Origin of the sequence: Streptomyces sp. ALI-76-A (assembly GCF_030287445.1) — a bacterium.
In the GTDB taxonomy this organism is placed as follows: domain Bacteria; phylum Actinomycetota; class Actinomycetes; order Streptomycetales; family Streptomycetaceae; genus Streptomyces.
Map to the genome: position 1 here is coordinate 5877622 of NZ_JASVWB010000002.1, position 17014 is coordinate 5894635.

Consider the following 17014-nt stretch of genomic DNA (forward strand, 5'->3'; position numbering starts at 1 on the left):
CGGCGGGCGAAGGTCCCAACAACAAACAGCCTCCAACGCATGGACACACCTAGTGGTCTAGTCCAGAATGCGTAGAGACAACTGAAAACGAACAGACTTCCGTCCTCCCCGCACAGGAGGACGGATCGAGGAACCGGCGCTCTCTGCCCTGACTGCCCCGGCTCCTCATCCTTCGGCCGACCGGGACCGCACACCCCACGGCCGATGTTGCTCCGGGCTGCGGTGCCGGGAGGGTTGAGGGTCCCTCCCAGGCGCCGCGGCCCGCGGGTGTTTCCGGGGTCGGACGGGTGGTTTCGGGACATGTCCGTACCGCCAGGTACGCTCGCACCCGTGCCCTCCATGAACGAACTCGTACGCCAGCACACGGCCCTCGACGACTCCGACCTCGAGTGGTTGCACCTGCTGGTCTCGGAGTGGCAGCTGCTCTCCGACCTCTCCTTCGCCGATCTGGTGCTGTGGGTCCCCACCCGCGACGGCGCCCGGTACGTCTCGGTGGCGCAGATGCGGCCCAACACCGGCCCCACCTCGTACCAGGACGACATGGTCGGCCACCTCGTCCCGCGCGGCCGCCGTCCGATGCTGGACGTCGCCCACGACGAGGGCCGGATCGTGCGCGAGGGCGATCCGGAGTGGCGCGAGGAGGTCCCGGTCCGGATCGAGTCCATCCCCGTGCGGCGGGAAGGACGCGTTCTCGGCGTCATCGCCCGCAACACCAACCTCCTCACCGTGCGCACCCCGAGCCGCCTGGAACTGACGTATCTGCAGAGCGCCTCGGACCTCGCGCAGATGATCGCGGCCGGCGCCTTCCCGTTCGCGAACCAGCAGGTCGACATGGACGCCTCGCCCCGCGTGGGCGACGGCCTGATCCGCCTCGACGCGGACGGCATCGTCCAGTACGCCTCCCCGAACGCGCTGTCCGCCTACCACCGCCTGGGCCTGGCCTCCGACCTCGTCGGCCACCACCTGGGCAGGACCACCGCCGAACTCGCCCCCACGCACGGGCCGGTGGACGAGGCGCTCGCCAAGGTGGCCAGCGGCTGGGCCCCGCGGGAGTTCGAGATCGAGTCCGGCGACGGTGTCATCCAGTTCCGGGCCATCCCGCTCAAACCCAAGGGCACCCGCATCGGTTCGCTGGTCCTGCTCCGTGACGTCACCGAACTGCGCCGCCGCGAGCGCGAGTTGATCACCAAGGACGCGACCATCCGGGAGATCCACCACCGGGTGAAGAACAACCTGCAGACGGTGGCCGCCCTGCTGCGGCTCCAGGCCCGGCGCATCGAGTCCGACCGCGGCCGCGAAGCCCTCGAAGAGGCCGTGCGCCGGGTCGGTTCGATCGCGATCGTGCACGAGACGCTCTCCCAGAACCTGGACGAGCGCGTGGAGTTCGACGAGATCGCCGACCGGGTCCTCGCGATGGTCGCCGAGATCTCCCCGGGCAAGGTCACCGGCCGGCGCAGCGGTCGCTTCGGCATCCTGGACGCGGAGGTCGCCACCCCGCTGTCGATGGTGCTGACCGAGATCCTCCAGAACGCCCTGGAGCACGGCTTCCGCGAGGGGGAGACCGGCACCGTCGAGGTCTCGGCGGTCCGCGGCGGCACCACGAAGGACACTCGCCTCCTGGTCACCGTCCAGGACGACGGCGTCGGCCTGCCCGAGGGCTTCGACCCGCAGACCGCGGGCAACCTCGGCCTGCAGATCGTCCGGACACTGGTGGAGGGCGAGTTGGGCGGCACCTTCGACATGGTGCCGGCGCCGGAGCGGGGGACCCGGGTGATCCTGGACGTGCCGGTGCGGGCCAACAAGTAGCACTCGAGGAGCCCCGGCCCTCGGACGCACAGCAAAGAGCCCCGGACCGTTCAGGGGTCCGGGGCTCAACATGCTCGTTGCCAGCATTCGCTGCGCATCGGGGGTACTGCGCGCTGCGGCTCGGGGGCGGGAGATGCGTACTCGCTGTACGCGCCGCCAAGCTCAGGCTGTTGAAGGGGTGGGTTGTCAGGCGGTGGCCTGACGGGCCCGGTTGCGGGCGGCGCGGCGCTTCATGGCGCGGCGCTCGTCCTCGCTGAGACCACCCCAGACGCCGGAGTCCTGGCCGGACTCGAGCGCCCACTGCAGACACTGCTCCATTACCGGGCAGCGACGGCAGACGGCCTTGGCTTCCTCGATCTGCAGCAGCGCAGGACCGGTGTTGCCGATGGGGAAGAAGAGCTCGGGGTCTTCTTCGCGGCAAACGGCGTTGTGACGCCAGTCCATGGCTGCTACCTCTCCTTGGTATTACATGCAGGGCTTGTGAATGTGAACGCTTTCACGAATCCCTCAACAAGTGAAGGGCCGAACGCCAGGCTCGCCGACGTAGGTCCTGTGGATTGAAGAGGGGTTCCGGTGATCCGTGGAGGCCGATGGTGCGGGCCGTCTCGATCGCCACGTAGAGACTCGCAAACCTCAGCGGCGGATACAACCCCTTCTGGAAAGTTTTTTTTGATTCCTCGGTGTCGGCTAGGTCACAGCCGTACTTCCATGGGGTGGACCCTGGTCTAAACGTTCGAGTGAAAGGACTTTAGCCTCTTCTGCTCACACAATCACACGCAGTGCACGGCGTACGCCTGTGAACGCCACGCTGGTACGCAGCCCTAGGTGGTCGCCGTCCATCTGAAGGGGGAGCGGCACCTTCGAATGCAAGGTGAAGTGGTCCAGGTCGTGCAGGGAGACCGCGTGCTTGCCGTGCGGTCCACGCTCGGGGGACGAAGTGAGCAACTGGGTGCCATACCGGGCAACCGAGGCCGTCGTCATACGGCTGAGACCGAGTACGTCGAGGCCTTTATCGAACGAGGCCTTAGGTGACGCGTACATCGGGTGATTGCCCAGGAACGTCCACGGAGAGGTGTTCGAGACTATGGACAGCACCAGATCGGTCACCGGCTCCGCGTCCGGCCGCTCCAGCGTGATCGTTCCCTGCCGGCGGTGTGTCTCGCCGAAGAACTGGCGCAGCGCCTGCCGTACATAGAGGGCGTGGGTGGACCTGCGGCCGCGCTCGCGCTGCTGTTCCACCCGTCCGACCACACCGGCGTCGAACCCCAGACCGGCGTTGAAGGTGAACCACCGTGCCGGTACGGCCTCGTCCTCCGTGCCGGGGGTGCCGGAGGCCAGACCCAGGCCGACCGTGCGTTCGCTGCCCTCGCGCAGGGCGTCCAGCAGGGCGCCGGTGGCCTCCACGGCGTCGTTGGGCAGGCCGAGCGCGCGGGCGAAGACGTTGGTGGAGCCGCCGGGGACGACCGCGAGACGGGGCAGGCGCTCCGGATCCGGGCCGGCGTGCAGGAGGCCGTTGACCACCTCGTTGACCGTGCCGTCCCCGCCGAGGGCCACCACCAGGTCGACGTCGGTGCTCTCCGCCGCCTGCCGGCCCAGGTCCCGCGCGTGGCCGCGGTACTCGGTGGTGACCGCCTCCAGCTTCATCTCGCTCGCCAGCGCGTGGATCAGGACATCGCGCGTACGTGCGCTTGTGGTGGTTGCCGCCGGATTGACCACGAGAAGTGCACGCATGGATTGCAGCGTACCTACTGGGTGGTACCGGGCACAGGGCGAGGTGGGGATCAAGCGGGACTTCCGGGCGTGAACCTCGCCACGGGGGCGTGCGCGCCGAGGGCTACCCTTCTGGAGTGAGCGCTGAGCAGAACCCCACGTCCGAAGCCGCGGAAGCCGCCGACGAGGCGGCGCCCCGTCCCGGCCGGCTGACCGCCGCGGCGGCGCTGACCGCGCTGGAGGGACTCACCCTCGCCGTCGGCGGCGTCTGGATGCTCGCGGAGGGCTTCGCGGGTGAACCGGACGACCGTAGGTCGGCGGTCACCGGGGGCATCACCCTGATCGTGCTCGCGCTGCTGCCGCTCATCGCCACGCGCGGGCTGCTCGGCCGGCGCGGCTGGAGCCGGGGACCGGCCGTGGTCACGCAGATCATGGCGCTGCCGGTGGCCTACAACCTGCTCCAGGCCGACAGCATGGCGATCCCGGCGGGCATCGCGCTCGCGGTGGTCGCCGTCGCCGCCCTGGTGCTGCTGGTGAACCCGGCGACGACCCAGGCCCTCGGGATCAAGGGGCCGGGTCGCGCGCAGGACGGCGAGCGGTAGGGCGTACCGCAGGCGGGCCGAAGGGCGAGCGGGCGGCCGGGTTCGGCCGGTATCGCGGACAGGCGTGCTCCGGGCGGCTGTGCCGCTGCGGGCTACTCCTCCACCAGCAGTTTCTCGCGGAGCTGGGCCAGGGTGCGGGCCAGCAGCCGGGAGACGTGCATCTGCGAGATGCCGACCTCCTGCGCGATCTGCGACTGGGTCATGTTGCCGAAGAAGCGCAGCAGCAGGATCCGCTTCTCGCGCGGAGGCAGGTCCTCGAGGAGCGGCTTGAGGGATTCGCGGTACTCGACGCCCTCCAGCGCCTCGTCCTCCGCGCCCAGGGTGTCCGCGACCGCCGGCGACTCGTCGTCGGTGTCGGGGACGTCCAGGGACAGCGTGGAGTACGCGTTGGCGGACTCCAGCCCCTCCAGGACCTCCTCCTCCGAGATGGCCAGTCTCTCGGCCAGCTCGTGCACCGTCGGGGAGCGGCCGTGCAGCTGGGACAGCTCCGCCGTGGCCGTGGTCAGGGACAGGCGCAGTTCCTGGAGCCTGCGCGGGACGCGCACCGCCCAGCCCTTGTCGCGGAAGTGCCGCTTGATCTCGCCGACGACCGTGGGTGTCGCGTACGTCGAGAACTCGACGCCGCGGTCCGGGTCGAAGCGGTCGACCGACTTGATCAGGCCGATGGTGGCGACCTGGGTGAGGTCGTCCAGCGGCTCCCCGCGGTTGCGGAAGCGGCGCGCGAGGTGCTCGACGAGCGGCAGGTGCATGCGGACCAGCTGGTTGCGCAGTTCCGCGTACTCAGGGCTGCCGTCGTTCAGGGCGCGCAGCTCGATGAACTTGGCGCGCGCTCCGCTGCGGTCCTGGGGGCTGTGCTGCGCGGCCCGCACGCTCGGCGTGGCCGTCGCGTCGTCCTCGGAGTTTCGCTGGTGCTCGCTCATCGTCCCGCCCGTCGCCCTTCCCCGAGCCGTCGCCTCGGCTCGGACAGGGGTGACCCCGATCCGTCCGTCCAGAGGCGTGCTCTGCACGGCACCTTCCCGATCACGCTGCCCGTCGTCCGGGAGGCCCGTCTCCGAGGAGTCGTCCTCCGGGTGCGGCCGGGCCTGCTCGGGGATGCCGTCGATGCCGTCCGCCATGCGTCGGGATGTGCTCGGACCGCCCGTGCCCCTGGCGGTCGGCAGCTCCCGTGTGCCGCGCTCTTCGTCCCGCACCGGCCCGTCCCCGTTCCTCACGCCGGCCCGGGTCCCGCGCCGCGCTGTTTGTAGAGGCTGATCGTCACGGTCTTGTCCTCGTCGACGGCCGAGGAGACCTTGCCGGCGAGGGCCGACAGCACCGTCCAGGCGAAGGTGTCGCGTGACGGAGCGTGACCGTCCGTGGTCGGCGCCGAGACCGTGACCTCCAGCGAGTCGTCGACGAGGCGGAACACGCAGCTGAGCACGGAGCCGGGCACGGCCTGCTGGAGCAGGATCGCGCAGGCCTCGTCCACCGCGATGCGCAGGTCCTCGATCTCGTCGAGGGTGAAGTCCAAACGGGCCGCGAGACCGGCCGTGGCCGTACGCAGCACCGACAGGTAGGCACCCGCGGCCGGCAGCCGGACTTCGACGAAGTCCTGGGTCGCGGGCTCGCCTGCGATCTGGGACACCCTCACCTCCAAGGTGGTACAAGCTTTTCGGGGCCGAGGGTCGCCCCCCGGGGTAACGCGATACGTGGTTCAGCGGTGACGCTATCGCGCTCTGAACGGTCCTGTCCCCGGGACCCCAACCCCATACTGTCACTCATAGTAAACACACGGATACGCTCCGTGGCTAGAGGGTTCGCGGGCCCAATTGGGAAGAGAGCGCGCCGGGTTGACGTACCCAGACGTCAGACGGTCGAACCGTCCTGATCCCGAGTCGCCCCGCGGCTTCCAGGATCACACAACGACAGCGCGCACAGCGACAGATCACACCAGGACGTGGTCGACGAAGCACCAGCGCCAGTTCTCACCGGGCTCGAACGTGCGCATGATCGGATGGCCGGAATCCTTGTGGTGCTCCGTGGCGTGCCGTTCCGGGGAGGAGTCGCAGCAGCCGACATGGCCGCAGGTCAGGCACAGCCGCAGTTGCACCGGGTGAGTGCCGGTCGCCTGGCACTCGAGGCAGGTGTCGCTCAGCGGCTCGGGGGCCGGGTGCGGCAGCTCGTCGGCGTGCGTGCACTGTTTCATGATTGCCAGATTACGACGGGTGTGCGGATGATCGCGCGGAGAGCCGAAGGCGGCACATCACGATGAACGAGGGCGGGCGAGGACCATGGACGTGATGCCACTGCTGTTGCTGGTGGCGGGCAGTGCCGCGGTCGCGGCGGCGGCCCGGCGTACCCCGGTGCCGGCTCCGCTGCTGCTGGTCGCGGCCGGACTGGCGATCAGCTACGTCCCCGGAGTGCCCGAGTACACCCTCGACCCGCACGTCGTCCTGCCGCTGGTGCTGCCCCCGCTGCTGTACACGGCGGCCACCGACAGCTCGTACCTGGACCTGCGGGCGCAGCTGCGGCCCGTGGCACTGCTGTCCGTCGGGTACGTCCTCTTCGCGACCTTCGCCGTCGGCTGGGCCGCCTACATGATCGTGCCGGGCCTGCCGCTGACCGCGGCGCTGGTGCTGGGCGCGGTGGTGGCGCCGCCGGACGCGGTCGCCGCCACGGCGGTCGCCCGCCGCGTGGGGCTGCCCTCACGGATCACCACGATCCTCCAGGGCGAGTCCCTGGTGAACGACGCCACCGCGATCACCGCGTACCGGGTGGCCCTCGCGGCGGCGGTCGGCGAGGGTGCCACCTGGGCCGGCGGGATCGGTGAGTTCCTGCTCGCGGCGGTCGGCGGCATCGGCTTCGGGCTGGTCCTGATGGTGCCGCTGCACTGGCTGCGCACCCATCTGAGGGAGGCGCTGCTGCAGAACACGCTCTCCCTGCTGATCCCGTTCGTGGCGTACGCGGCCGCCGAGCAGGTGCACGCCTCCGGGGTCCTCGCGGTCGTGACCGTCGCGCTCTATCTGGGGCACCGCGCGTGGGAGGTCGACTTCGCGACCCGCCTCCAGGAGGAGGCCGTCTGGAAGATGGTCGCGTTCGTCCTGGAGACCGCGGTGTTCGCCCTGATCGGACTCCAGCTGCCGGTGATCCTCCGGGGTCTCGGGGAGTACGAGGGCGGCCGCGCGGCCTGGTACGCGGTCTGCCTGTTCCTCGTGGTGGTCGCGTCCCGGTTCCTGTGGGTGTACCCGGCCACCTTCCTGCCGCGTTGGCTGTCCTCCCGGATCCGGGAGCGCGAGGCCGACCCGACCTGGAAGGGTCCCTTCGTGATCGCCTGGGCGGGCATGCGGGGCGTGGTCTCCCTGGCCATCGCCTTCTCGATCCCGCTGACCGTGCACGGCGGCGCCCCCTTCCCGGAGCGCAACCTCATCCTGTTCCTGACCTTCACCACGGTCATCGGGACCCTGGTCCTCCAGGGCCTGACCCTGCCTCCGCTGGTCCGCCTCCTGAAGCTGCCCGGCCGGGACACGCAGGCCGAGACCCTCGCCGAGGCGAACGCCCAGGCGCAGGCCTCCCGGGCCGCCGAGCGGCGCCTGGACGAACTCCTCTCCGACGAGGACAACGCCCTCCCCGGCCCCCTGGCCGACCGCCTGCGCACCGTCCTGGAGCGTCGCCGCAACGCCGTCTGGGAACGCCTCGGCCAGGTCAACCCGCTCACCGGCGAGACCGTCGACGACACCTACCGGCGCCTGTCCCGGCAGATGATCAGCGCCGAACGCGCGGTGTTCGTCAAGCTCCGCGACGCCCGCCACATCGACGACGAGATGCTGCGCACCCTGCTGCGCAGGCTGGACCTGGAGGAGGCGGCGGCCTATCGGGAGACGGTGTGAGAGGAGCCGCGGCGGTGTGCCGACGCGGCCGTGGGCCGTGCCCGGGGAGAGCGGTGCACGGTCGTGCCGCTCACGACCTCGCCCCGCCTCCGGCATCGCTTCCGCCGTGCCGCCCGGGCGGCCGTCGCCGGGACGGCGTCGGCGCCGGCGCCGGGCCGGGCTCAGCCGGGGAAGGGTGATCCGGTGATCACGGCGGCGAGCGTCGTGCCGCGCGGAAAGGCGCTCTCCGCCGTCAGGGAGAGGAGCGCGTAGAGCAACTTGGCGACATAAAGACGCTCCACGGGCAGCCCGTGACGCTCCTCGAAGTCCTCGGCGAAGGCGTCGAGCTCCGGGGTGGTGCGGGCGTAGCCGCCGAAGTGGAAGCGCTCGTCGAGATGCCAGGTGCCGCGCGGGCCCCCGAAGGCCCGCTGTTGCAGGGCGCGTATGTCGGAGGCCAGGAAGCCGCCCCTGAGGACGGGGACGCCCAGGGCGCGCTGTTGCGGGGCCAGTCCGGCGGCCAGGCCCGCGAGCGTGCCGCCGGTGCCGCAGGCGATCGCGACGACGTCGGCCCGGCCGGCCAGTTCCCCGCCGAGCGCCCGGCATCCCCGTACGGCACGGACGTTGCTGCCGCCTTCGGGGACGACGTACGCGTCCTCGGCGCCCGCCGCGCGCAGCACGGCCGCCCGCGTTCCCGGCTCGGACGCGTGACGATATGTCGACCTGTCGATGAAGTGCAGTCGCATGCCGTCCGCCGCGCACCGGGCCAGGGAGGGGTTGAGCGGCCGGCCGGCCAGCTCCTGGCCGCGGACCACGCCGACGGTGGGCAGGCCGAGGAGGCGGCCCGCCGCGGCCGTGGCGCGCAGATGGTTGGAGTACGCGCCGCCGAAGGTGACGACGGTACGGCCGGCGGCCGCGGTGAGGTTCGGCGCGAGTTTGCGCCACTTGTTGCCGATCAGCTCCGGGTGGATCAGGTCGTCCCGCTTGAGGAGCAGACGCACGCCGTGGGGGGTGAGACGGTCGTCCTCGATCTCCTGCACGGGGGAGGGGAGCCGGGGGCGCAGGGCGGCGAGGCTGGTCACCGCACCATTGTCACCGCCGGCCGGCGCCGTCCGTCACTTCAGGCGGTCCCGGATGCGCCCCCGCATCGACGCCATCGTGAAGCCGCGCGGGTCCACCTTCCCGGGCTGCCACTCCAGGTGACCGATGACCGAGCGTTCCGTCCAGCCGTGGCGACGGCAGACCGCCGCCGCCGCCTTCTCGATGGCCTCCAGCTGGACGCTGGGCCAGGGGTCCTGTCCGTCGCCGAGGTTCTCGCACTCGAATCCGTAGAAGTGACGGTTGCCGTCCGTGTTGGCCTCGTTGTCACCCGGCAGCCCCTTCTCGGCGATCACCGCGCGCAGCACGTCGTCGTCACCGAGTCCCGCGTGGTTGGCGCGGCCGTAGCCGACGAGGTGGACCCTGCCGTCCTTGGTGATGACGCCGTGGCACAGCGGCCCGGGCAGGCCCTCGTAGCCGTCCCGGCAGAGCTGCACCGTCCGCGCGCTGCCCTTGGTCACCGTGTGGTGGATCATCACACCGTGCACCGGACCCCAGGGCCCCTTGTGGTTGCGGTTGTGCTGCTCCCAGTCGCCCACCTCGACGACGGTGAGCCCCTCCGCCTTCAACGCCGCCAGGAAACTGCCCGCGGACATGGGTGAGGCCATGGCCGGCTCCTTCGTGGTGCGTGCCGGCCGCCGTGCGCGGCCGTCTCGTACCGCTGCTTGTACCGGAACCGGCCGGTCCGGACTACTCCTTCGCGCAGTGTGCGAGCCGATCCGGACAATCTCGTTCCGCCCACCCCGATCCCCACCCATACGGGCATGAATCGCTCACGTGCCCAGGCCATGAGTGATCCAATCCCGCTCTTTCGTGTAATAGCACTGACACGCTCCGTAATGGAAGTCTTGGTGGCGCAGATCGATGCGCGGGGCAGACGCCGTCGCGCATGACCGGGAGGGCAATTCCTTATGTCGGTAGGCGAAGAGGTCCGCACCGAGCAGGACAGGCCGCAGCAGAGCCTCGGCACGGCGGCCGCGCGGAACCTGGCCACCACCACCAAGTCCGCACCTCAGATGCAGGAGATCAGCTCCCGCTGGCTGCTGCGCATGCTTCCCTGGGTGAACGTGCAGGGCGGCACGTACCGGGTGAACCGTCGGCTGACCTACGCCGTCGGCGACGGCCGGGTGACGTTCGTGAAGACCGGTGACCGCGTCGAGGTGATCCCCGCGGAGCTGGGCGAACTGCCCGCGCTGCGGTCGTACGACGACGAGGAGGCGCTCACCGAGCTCGCCCGACGCTGTGAGCAGCGGGAGTTCAACCCGGGGGACGTGATCGCCGAGTTCGGCAGCCGGACCGACGAGGTCTTCCTGCTGGCACACGGCAGGGTCGAGCTGGTCGGCACCGGCCCCTACGGCGACGACGCGGTCCTCGGGGTCCTCGCCGACGGCGCCTACTTCGGCGACCAGGTGCTGCTGGACCCGGACGCCATCTGGGAGCACACCGCCCGGGCGGTCACCGCCTGCACGGTGCTCGTCCTGCCCCGCGACGACGTCGAACAGGTCGCGGAGCGCGCCGACTCCCTGCGCGACCACCTCCAGGCCCAGCGGTCGATCCCCTCGCAGCGCACCAACAAGTACGGCGAGAAGGCGATCGACCTCGCGGCCGGTCACGACGGTGAGCCGGACATCCCGCACACCTTCGTGGACTACGAGGCGCGGCCCCGCGAGTACGAACTGAGCATCGCGCAGACCGTGCTGCGCATCCACTCGCGCGTGGCGGACCTCTACAACCAGCCGATGAACCAGACCGAGCAGCAGATCCGGCTCACGGTCGAGGCGCTGAAGGAGCGGCAGGAGCACGAACTGGTCAACAACCGCGAGTTCGGGCTGCTGCACAACTGCGAGTACGACCAGCGGCTCCAGCCGCACGACGGCGTACCCAGCCCCGACGACCTGGACGAACTGCTCAGCAGGCGGCGCGGCACCAAGCTGCTGCTCGCCCACCCGCGCGCGATCTCCGCGATCGGGCGGGAACTCAACAGGCGCGGGCTGGTCCCGGAGACCGTCGAGGTGGCCGGCAACCGGATCCCCACCTGGCGCGGGGTGCCGATCTACCCGTGCAACAAGATCCCGGTCACCGAGGCCAGGACGACGTCGATCATCGCCATGCGTACCGGGGAGGCCGAGCAGGGTGTCATCGGCCTCCAGCAGGCCGGTATCCCGGACGAGGTCGAGCCGAGCCTGTCCGTGCGCTTCATGGGCATCAATGAGCAGGCGATCATCAAGTACCTGGTGACCGCCTACTACTCGGCCGCGGTCCTCGTGCCGGACGCGCTCGGCGTGCTGGAGAACGTCGAGATCGGCCGCTGGAGGTGACGTTCTCGCACCTGGAGCCCGTGTCCCCGCCTCGCCCGGCGGGTACACCCCGGTCGTATGTGCCCGGCCGCGGTGCGGGCCGCACCGCCCGCGGACTCTCCGAGGGGGATCCCATGACCGAGTTCATGGCGGAGACGAAGCAGCACTCCACCGGCACGCATGCGCTCGACGGGCCCGAGGCGGGGGTGATCCTGGAGCGGACCCGGGCGTCGGTCGACCCCGAGCTGCGCTCCGCGATCGAGTCGTTGCCCGCCTCCATGCGCCGTATCGCGCTCTACCACTTCGGCTGGCAGCACGCGGACGGCACACCGGCGGCCGGCAACGCGGGCAAGGCGATACGTCCCGCGCTCGTGCTCACCGCGGCGGCCGCGCTCGGCGGACCGGAGGCGTGGACGGCGGCGGTGCGGGCCGCCGCGGCGGTGGAACTGGTCCACAACTTCACGTTGCTGCACGACGACGTGATGGACCGGGACACCACCCGGCGTCACCGGCCCACCGCCTGGACCGTGTTCGGCGACGCCGACGCGATCCTCGCCGGGGACACGCTCCAGGCGCTGGCCCTGAGGCTGCTCGCCCAGGACCCGCATCCGGCGTCCGCGCGGGCCGCCGCCCGGCTCGCCGACTGTGTCGTCGAACTCTGTGCCGGCCAGCACGCGGACACCGCCATGGAGGCGCTCGGCCCCCGGGACGTCACCCTCGACGAGGTGCTCGCCATGGCAGAGGCCAAGACGGGCGCGCTGCTCGGGTGTGCCTGCGCCCTGGGCGCGCTGTACGCGGGGGCGGGGGAGGAGGACGTCGAGGCACTGGACGCGTTCGGCCGTGAGGCCGGGCTCGCCTTCCAGCTCATCGACGACGTGATCGGCATATGGGGTGACCCGCGCAGCACCGGCAAGCCGGCCGGCGCGGACCTCGCCGCCCGCAAGAAGTCGCTGCCGGTGGTCGCCGCGCTCGTCTCCGGCACCCCGGAGGCCGCCGAACTGGCCGCCCTGTACGAGGCCCCCTACGCGGAGGAGGACCTGGAGCGGACCGCCCTGGCCGTGGAGCGGGCGGGCGGCCGTGACTGGGCGCAGGTCCAGGCCGCCGACCGGATGGGCCGCGCGATGCAGGAACTGGCCCGTGCGGTGTCCGATCCGGAAGCGGCGGGCGGCCTGCTCTCGTTGGCCGAATTCGTCACCCGGCGCAGCAACTGACAGCGGCCTGCACCCACCGGCCACCACTGCCCGCGACTCACAGCAGGTGACGGCAGCGGACGGCAACGGGCAGCAGCACAAACGGGTGTCCACCAGGAGGAGGGCGCCTCAGACCCCGGAGCCATCGCGGCCGTACGGTTCCTGACCCGTTCGGCCGCGGGGCTCCGGCCGGCGGGTCCCGCACATCCCCACGGTGTGCGGGGCGCCGCCCTCCGGCATGGGGCGTCCGCTTCGGTGTGCTCGGTCCGCTCACTCGCCACACAGGCCCCGTATTAGTCTCAACACCCGTACACACGCGGAATGTTGGGGAAGGGGCGGGGCATGGGAGTGGCGATACGGACGGCCGGCGAGGAGGACCGGGACCTGGTGATCCGGTTGCTCGACGAGGCCTTCCAGGACGATCCGGTGAGCGGCTGGGTCTTCCCCGGGGACGAATACCGTCGTACGACACACCACAGGCTGATGGCCGCGTTCACCGACATCGTGCTCGCCGACGGCCGGATCGACCTCACCGAGGACGGCTCGGCCTGCGCGCTGTGGCTGTCGGTGTCCGCCGACGAGCACGCCGACGAGGAGGGCCCCGCCCTCGTGCGCGAGGCCGTGGACCCGCAGAACGAGCGCGTCGAACTGATCGGCCGGCTCACCGCCGACGTCCACCCCTCGGAGCGGGCCCACGCCTATCTGTGGATGATCGGGGTGTCCCCCGAGCGACAGGGCGAGGGCCTCGGCACCGCGCTGATCACCTCGGTCCTCGACCGTTGCGACCGCGAAGGAGTGCCCGCCTACCTGGAGGCGAGCAACGCCCGCAGCCGCACGCTGTACGAGCGTCTCGGCTTCACCGTCGTGGACCGTCCCCTCGACCTGCCCGACGGTCCGCGGATGTGGCCGATGTGGCGTGAGCCGCAGGCCCGTTAGGCACCCGGCCCCTCCGGAACCACCGCCGCCACGATCCGCTCCACCAGCCCGTCCGGGACGCTCACCCCGGGCAGGACGCCGTCCAGGACGCCCGGCAGGGTCAGATGCTCCAGGAGCAGTCCGAGCATCGCCAGATAGAGCACGGCAACGGTCTCGTCGCCGCCGGGCAGCCCGGTGGCGCGGTGGAACTCCATGCCGTACTCCAGGTCGCCGCGCACCGACGCGGTGAAGGAGGCGCGCAGTCCGGGGCGGCGGGTGGCTTCCAGGCGCATCTCCAGCAGGGCGAGATAGCCGGTGCGGTCCCGGGTCGCGCGGGCCATGAGGTCGTGCATGAAGGCGGAGACCAGCGGCCGGTCCCGTGGCCTGTTCAGCAGGTCACTGAGCACCTCGGGGTCCGGTGCGAGCCGCTCGTGCAGCCGGGCGTCGATCTGCCGCAGCAGGTCGTCCCGCCCGGTGAAGTAGTTCGAGGCCGTGCCCACCGGCACCCCCGCCTCCGCGTCCACCGCGCGGAACGTCAGCCCGCGCGCTCCCTCGCGGGCGAGCACCTCGACGCCGGCGTCGACGAGCGCGGCACGGCGCTCCGGATTGCTGGCCATGCGGAACACGTCCTCCCACTTGATCACGTACGGAGAATTCCCTTGCAACCACTACAGGTGAAGCACTATAACTGAAGTGGTTCGAGGGCTGGTGACGGCCTCCGACGAAACGCCCCCTACGAGAAGAGACCGGCTTGCGCAAGCTCACGTACTTCATCGCCTGCTCGATCGACGGGTTCATCGGGGACCCGGGCGGCGACGCGACGTACATGTACTCCTTCGCCGAGGGCGAGTTCTTCGAGTTCCTCACGACCGAGTATCCGGAGACCGTGTTCACCCAGGGGCGTCGGGCCCTCGGCATCGACGACCGGCCGAACAGGAGGTTCGACACGATCATCCAGGGCCGGGCCAGCTACGACCTGTCCCTCAAGGACGGTGTCACCAGCCCGTACGCCCATCTGCGGCAGTACGTCGCCTCACGCACCCTGAGGGAGTCGCCCGACCCGCACGTCGAGATCGTCGCGGACGACCTGGTCGGCACGGTGCGCCGGCTGAAGGCGGAGGAGGGCGAGCTCGGCATCTACCTGTGCGGGGGTTCGGTGCTCGCGGGAGAGCTGCTGGACGAGATCGACGAACTGGTCATCAAGACGTACCCGGTCGTGCAGGGCTCGGGCATGCCGATGTTCGGGTCCGGCTTCGCGGTCACCGACTTCCAGCTGGACGACGTCCGGGCGTTCAAGAACGGCACTCTGGTGCGGACGTACAGCAGGAAACGCTGAAGCGCTGCCGCGGGGCGGAAGAGCTGCCGTACGGCAGGAAGCGCCGGCGCGCGGTTCGCCCTACCCTGAAGGCATGGACAGCGGCGCACATGCCTGTCCCGTCTGTGGACAGCCCGTCGATACGGTCATCCGGCGTCACAAGACGCTGGGCGCGTGGGTCCCGGCGTGGGTGGCGGGCCCGTGCCGTAACCCCGACTGCGGCGCGAACGCCGAGCAGGGCGGCGCGGAACGCGCCGAGGCCGGGGAGAAGCGTCCCCGGCTCACGACGGCCCGGGGACGGGCCGAGTCCCCGGCGGGGGAGTCCGGGACATCCGCGGCGGAGAAAACCTGAGCAGGCTCTCCGAACCGGACCGTTTCACCGGACCGGAAGCACTCCCCGACCCGGAAAATCCTTCCCGCACCGTGTCGAGAATCCCCGGATGGCTCCGACGTCCCCTGTGAAACGCCCCCACAGGGGCTCGATCCACAGCAGCGAAGGAGCGGAGTCATGGCGAAGTACCTGGTCATGGTGCAGGGCACGCAGGCGGACTACGACGCGATGCGCGGCAAGGCGTCCCCGGGCGCCCCGGCCTGGAGCGAGCAGGACCTCCAGACGATGTACGCCTACATGAACGCGATCAACGACGACCTCTCCGAGTCCGGCGAACTCGTCGACGGGCAGGGTCTGGCCGAGCCGGCGCAGATCCGCACGGTCACCCTCGGCGAGGACGGCAAGGCCGTGATCACCGACGGACCGTACAGCGAGACCAAGGAGCTGATGGCGGGCTACTGGGTGCTGGACTGCGCGAGCCTGGAGCGGGTCACCGAGATCGCCGACCGGGTCACCCGCTGCCCCCAGCCGGCCGGCGCCGCCGTCTACCCGGTGGTGATCCGGCCCATCCTGGACGGTGCCGGGGACATCGGCTGAGCAGACCGTGAGGAGCACGACCGAGGTCGAGGACCTGCTGCGCCGGCACGCGCCGCAGGTCCTCGGCGCGCTCGTCAGGCGCTACGGCCATTTCGACGCCGCCGAGGACGCCGTGCAGGAGGCACTGCTCGCGGCGGCCGGGCAGTGGCCCGCGCGGGGCGTGCCGGACAATCCGCGCGGATGGCTCATCAGGGTGGCCTCGCGGCGGCTGACCGACGCCCTGCGGGCGGACGAGGCGCGCCGGGCACGGGAGGAACGGGTGGCGGCGTCGGCCCCGCGCGACACGTTCGTCACCGATGACCGGGCGCCCCGGGAGGACGACACCCTCTCGCTCCTGTTCCTGTGCTGCCACCCGGATCTGAGCCCGCCCGCGCAGATCGCGCTCACCCTGCGCGCGGTCGGCGGACTGACGACGGCGGAGATCGCCCGGGCGTACCTCGTCCCCGAGGCGACCATGGCGCAACGGATCAGCCGCGCCAAGCAGAAGGTGCGGGGCGTGCGCTTCGGGCGCCCGGACGACGGGACGCGCCGCCTGCCCGCGGTCCTGCAGACCCTGTACCTGATCTTCAACGAGGGCCACACCGCCACCTCGGGCCCCAGTCTCCAGCGGCGTGACCTGGCCCGGGAGGCGATCCGGCTGACCCGGGAGGTCCACCGGCTGCTGCCCGGCACGGGAGAGGTGGCCGGCCTGCTGGCCCTGATGCTGCTCACCGACGCCCGCCGCGACGCGCGCACCGGAGCGCACGGCGAACTGGTCCCGCTCGACGAACAGGACCGCGACCGCTGGGACCAGGGCGCGATCGAGGAGGGCGTCGCGCTGGTCACCCGGGCGCTGGGCCGGGGACCCGCGGGCCCCTTCCAGGTGCGGGCCGCCATCGCCGCCGTGCACGACGAGGCGCCGAGCGCGGACGCCACCGACTGGCCGGAGATCCTCGGTCTGTACGACGTCCTCGTGCGTCTCGTCCCCGGCCCCGTGGAACGGCTGGGCCGCGCTGTCGCCGTCGCCATGGTCCGCGGACCGCGCGCCGGCCTCGCCGAAGTGGACAAGCTGGAAGGGGAGTTGAGCGCGGGGCACCGGCTGGACGCGGTCCGGGGCCATCTGCTGGAGCGCGCGGGCGCGTACGAAGAGGCGGGAGCCGCCTACGAGTCGGCGGCGGCCAGGACTCTGAGCCTGCCGGAGCAGCGCTACCTGCGGGCGCGGGCGGCACGGCTCCCGGGCGGCGCGGCGCGCGGGCGGGCGGGCACGGGGGAGACGACGGCGTGACAGGGGCCTGACGGGCGGCCTGAAGGGGCGGACGAGAGCCTCTCGACGGG

18 protein-coding genes are annotated in these 17014 nt (G+C 71.2%); 10 read left to right on the forward strand and 8 right to left on the reverse strand.

Annotated elements, in window-relative coordinates; translation table 11 throughout:
* The first annotated feature begins 339 nt into the window (after nt 1-339).
* Entirely contained in the window at nt 340-1806 is a 1467-nt protein-coding gene (locus tag QQS16_RS27385; protein WP_286066475.1) for a sensor histidine kinase, read from the forward strand.
* A 186-nt stretch (nt 1807-1992) separates the two neighbouring features.
* Here QQS16_RS27385 and QQS16_RS27390 read toward each other — a convergent pair whose 3' ends face one another.
* On the reverse strand, nt 1993-2250 hold the full coding sequence (locus QQS16_RS27390; RefSeq protein WP_006380970.1) for a WhiB family transcriptional regulator: 258 nt from the start codon (nt 2248-2250) through the stop codon (nt 1993-1995).
* A 318-nt stretch (nt 2251-2568) separates the two neighbouring features.
* Nucleotides 2569-3537, reverse strand: a complete 969-nt coding sequence (locus QQS16_RS27395) for a diacylglycerol/lipid kinase family protein (RefSeq protein ID WP_286064687.1) — start codon at nt 3535-3537, stop codon at nt 2569-2571.
* A 116-nt stretch (nt 3538-3653) separates the two neighbouring features.
* Here QQS16_RS27395 and QQS16_RS27400 point away from each other — a divergent pair, with 116 nt between their 5' ends.
* Entirely contained in the window at nt 3654-4118 is a 465-nt protein-coding gene (locus QQS16_RS27400; protein ID WP_286064688.1) for a hypothetical protein, read from the forward strand.
* Nucleotides 4119-4210: 92 nt separating this feature from the next.
* Here QQS16_RS27400 and QQS16_RS27405 read toward each other — a convergent pair whose 3' ends face one another.
* From QQS16_RS27405 to QQS16_RS27415, 3 genes are all read right to left on the reverse strand, one after another.
* The gene (locus QQS16_RS27405) at nt 4211-5329 is read right to left on the reverse strand and encodes an RNA polymerase sigma factor SigF (protein ID WP_286064689.1); all 1119 of its coding nucleotides are present in this window, start codon (nt 5327-5329) and stop codon (nt 4211-4213) included.
* Nucleotides 5326-5739 (reverse strand): ATP-binding protein, encoded by a 414-nt coding sequence (locus tag QQS16_RS27410; protein WP_020130755.1) that lies wholly within the window; start codon nt 5737-5739, stop codon nt 5326-5328. Before QQS16_RS27410 ends, QQS16_RS27405 begins: the two co-directional genes overlap by 4 nt.
* Nucleotides 5740-6039: 300 nt before the next feature.
* Nucleotides 6040-6300: a UBP-type zinc finger domain-containing protein gene (locus QQS16_RS27415; protein ID WP_286064690.1), complete on the reverse strand. Its 261-nt coding sequence runs from the start codon at nt 6298-6300 to the stop codon at nt 6040-6042.
* Between the two features lie 85 nt (nt 6301-6385).
* Here QQS16_RS27415 and QQS16_RS27420 point away from each other — a divergent pair, with 85 nt between their 5' ends.
* A complete protein-coding gene (locus QQS16_RS27420) occupies nt 6386-7981 on the forward strand; it encodes a Na+/H+ antiporter (RefSeq protein WP_286064691.1) in 1596 nt (531 codons plus the stop codon).
* Nucleotides 7982-8142: 161 nt separating this feature from the next.
* On the opposite strand, the gene QQS16_RS27425 is transcribed toward QQS16_RS27420, so the two are convergent.
* A complete protein-coding gene (locus QQS16_RS27425; RefSeq protein WP_286064692.1) occupies nt 8143-9039 on the reverse strand; it encodes a 1-aminocyclopropane-1-carboxylate deaminase/D-cysteine desulfhydrase in 897 nt (298 codons plus the stop codon).
* Nucleotides 9040-9072: 33 nt separating this feature from the next.
* Nucleotides 9073-9663, reverse strand: coding sequence for an N-acetylmuramoyl-L-alanine amidase (locus tag QQS16_RS27430; RefSeq protein ID WP_286064693.1), 591 nt, complete (start codon nt 9661-9663; stop codon nt 9073-9075).
* Between the two features lie 303 nt (nt 9664-9966).
* On the opposite strand from QQS16_RS27430, the gene QQS16_RS27435 reads away from it, so the two are divergent.
* The 3 genes from QQS16_RS27435 to QQS16_RS27445 all read left to right on the forward strand — a co-directional run bounded on the left by QQS16_RS27435 (nt 9967) and on the right by QQS16_RS27445 (nt 13478).
* A complete protein-coding gene (locus QQS16_RS27435; protein WP_286064694.1) occupies nt 9967-11373 on the forward strand; it encodes a family 2B encapsulin nanocompartment shell protein in 1407 nt (468 codons plus the stop codon).
* A 113-nt stretch (nt 11374-11486) separates the two neighbouring features.
* Nucleotides 11487-12563 carry a family 2 encapsulin nanocompartment cargo protein polyprenyl transferase gene (locus tag QQS16_RS27440; protein ID WP_286064695.1) on the forward strand — a complete coding sequence of 359 codons (1077 nt, stop codon included), beginning with the start codon at nt 11487-11489 and terminating at the stop codon, nt 12561-12563.
* A gap of 321 nt (nt 12564-12884) precedes the next feature.
* Entirely contained in the window at nt 12885-13478 is a 594-nt protein-coding gene (locus QQS16_RS27445; RefSeq protein ID WP_286064696.1) for a GNAT family N-acetyltransferase, read from the forward strand.
* Here the strand turns inward: QQS16_RS27445 and QQS16_RS27450 are convergent.
* Nucleotides 13475-14074 carry a TetR/AcrR family transcriptional regulator gene (locus QQS16_RS27450; RefSeq protein WP_286066476.1) on the reverse strand — a complete coding sequence of 200 codons (600 nt, stop codon included), beginning with the start codon at nt 14072-14074 and terminating at the stop codon, nt 13475-13477. The two genes, QQS16_RS27445 and QQS16_RS27450, sit on opposite strands and share 4 nt — an antisense overlap.
* Before the next feature lie 134 nt (nt 14075-14208).
* Here QQS16_RS27450 and QQS16_RS27455 point away from each other — a divergent pair, with 134 nt between their 5' ends.
* The 4 genes from QQS16_RS27455 (at nt 14209) to QQS16_RS27470 (ending at nt 16964) form a co-directional block, all read left to right on the forward strand.
* Entirely contained in the window at nt 14209-14793 is a 585-nt protein-coding gene (locus tag QQS16_RS27455; RefSeq protein ID WP_286064697.1) for a dihydrofolate reductase family protein, read from the forward strand.
* A gap of 73 nt (nt 14794-14866) precedes the next feature.
* Nucleotides 14867-15124: a hypothetical protein gene (locus tag QQS16_RS27460; protein ID WP_286064698.1), complete on the forward strand. Its 258-nt coding sequence runs from the start codon at nt 14867-14869 to the stop codon at nt 15122-15124.
* Nucleotides 15125-15280: 156 nt separating this feature from the next.
* On the forward strand, nt 15281-15700 hold the full coding sequence (locus QQS16_RS27465; protein WP_286064699.1) for a YciI family protein: 420 nt from the start codon (nt 15281-15283) through the stop codon (nt 15698-15700).
* A 7-nt stretch (nt 15701-15707) separates the two neighbouring features.
* Complete coding sequence (locus QQS16_RS27470) at nt 15708-16964, forward strand: RNA polymerase sigma factor (protein ID WP_286064700.1); 1257 nt, start codon at nt 15708-15710, stop codon at nt 16962-16964.
* The last annotated feature ends 50 nt before the right edge of the window (nt 16965-17014 follow it).

Bases quoted from the DNA above. Each gene is read 5' to 3' on its own strand.
- QQS16_RS27435 (WP_286064694.1), top strand. From the start codon at position 9,967: ATGTCGGTAGGCGAAGAGGTCCGCACCGAGCAGGACAGGCCGCAGCAG.
- QQS16_RS27430 (WP_286064693.1), bottom strand. From the start codon at position 9,663: ATGGCCTCACCCATGTCCGCGGGCAGTTTCCTGGCGGCGTTGAAGGCG.
- QQS16_RS27445 (WP_286064696.1), top strand. From the start codon at position 12,885: ATGGGAGTGGCGATACGGACGGCCGGCGAGGAGGACCGGGACCTGGTG.
- QQS16_RS27390 (WP_006380970.1), bottom strand. From the start codon at position 2,250: ATGGACTGGCGTCACAACGCCGTTTGCCGCGAAGAAGACCCCGAGCTC.
- QQS16_RS27460 (WP_286064698.1), top strand. From the start codon at position 14,867: ATGGACAGCGGCGCACATGCCTGTCCCGTCTGTGGACAGCCCGTCGAT.
- QQS16_RS27450 (WP_286066476.1), bottom strand. From the start codon at position 14,074: ATGGCCAGCAATCCGGAGCGCCGTGCCGCGCTCGTCGACGCCGGCGTC.
- QQS16_RS27415 (WP_286064690.1), bottom strand. From the start codon at position 6,300: ATGAAACAGTGCACGCACGCCGACGAGCTGCCGCACCCGGCCCCCGAG.
- QQS16_RS27385 (WP_286066475.1), top strand. From the start codon at position 340: ATGAACGAACTCGTACGCCAGCACACGGCCCTCGACGACTCCGACCTC.
- QQS16_RS27440 (WP_286064695.1), top strand. From the start codon at position 11,487: ATGACCGAGTTCATGGCGGAGACGAAGCAGCACTCCACCGGCACGCAT.
- QQS16_RS27465 (WP_286064699.1), top strand. From the start codon at position 15,281: ATGGCGAAGTACCTGGTCATGGTGCAGGGCACGCAGGCGGACTACGAC.
- QQS16_RS27395 (WP_286064687.1), bottom strand. From the start codon at position 3,537: ATGCGTGCACTTCTCGTGGTCAATCCGGCGGCAACCACCACAAGCGCA.
- QQS16_RS27420 (WP_286064691.1), top strand. From the start codon at position 6,386: ATGGACGTGATGCCACTGCTGTTGCTGGTGGCGGGCAGTGCCGCGGTC.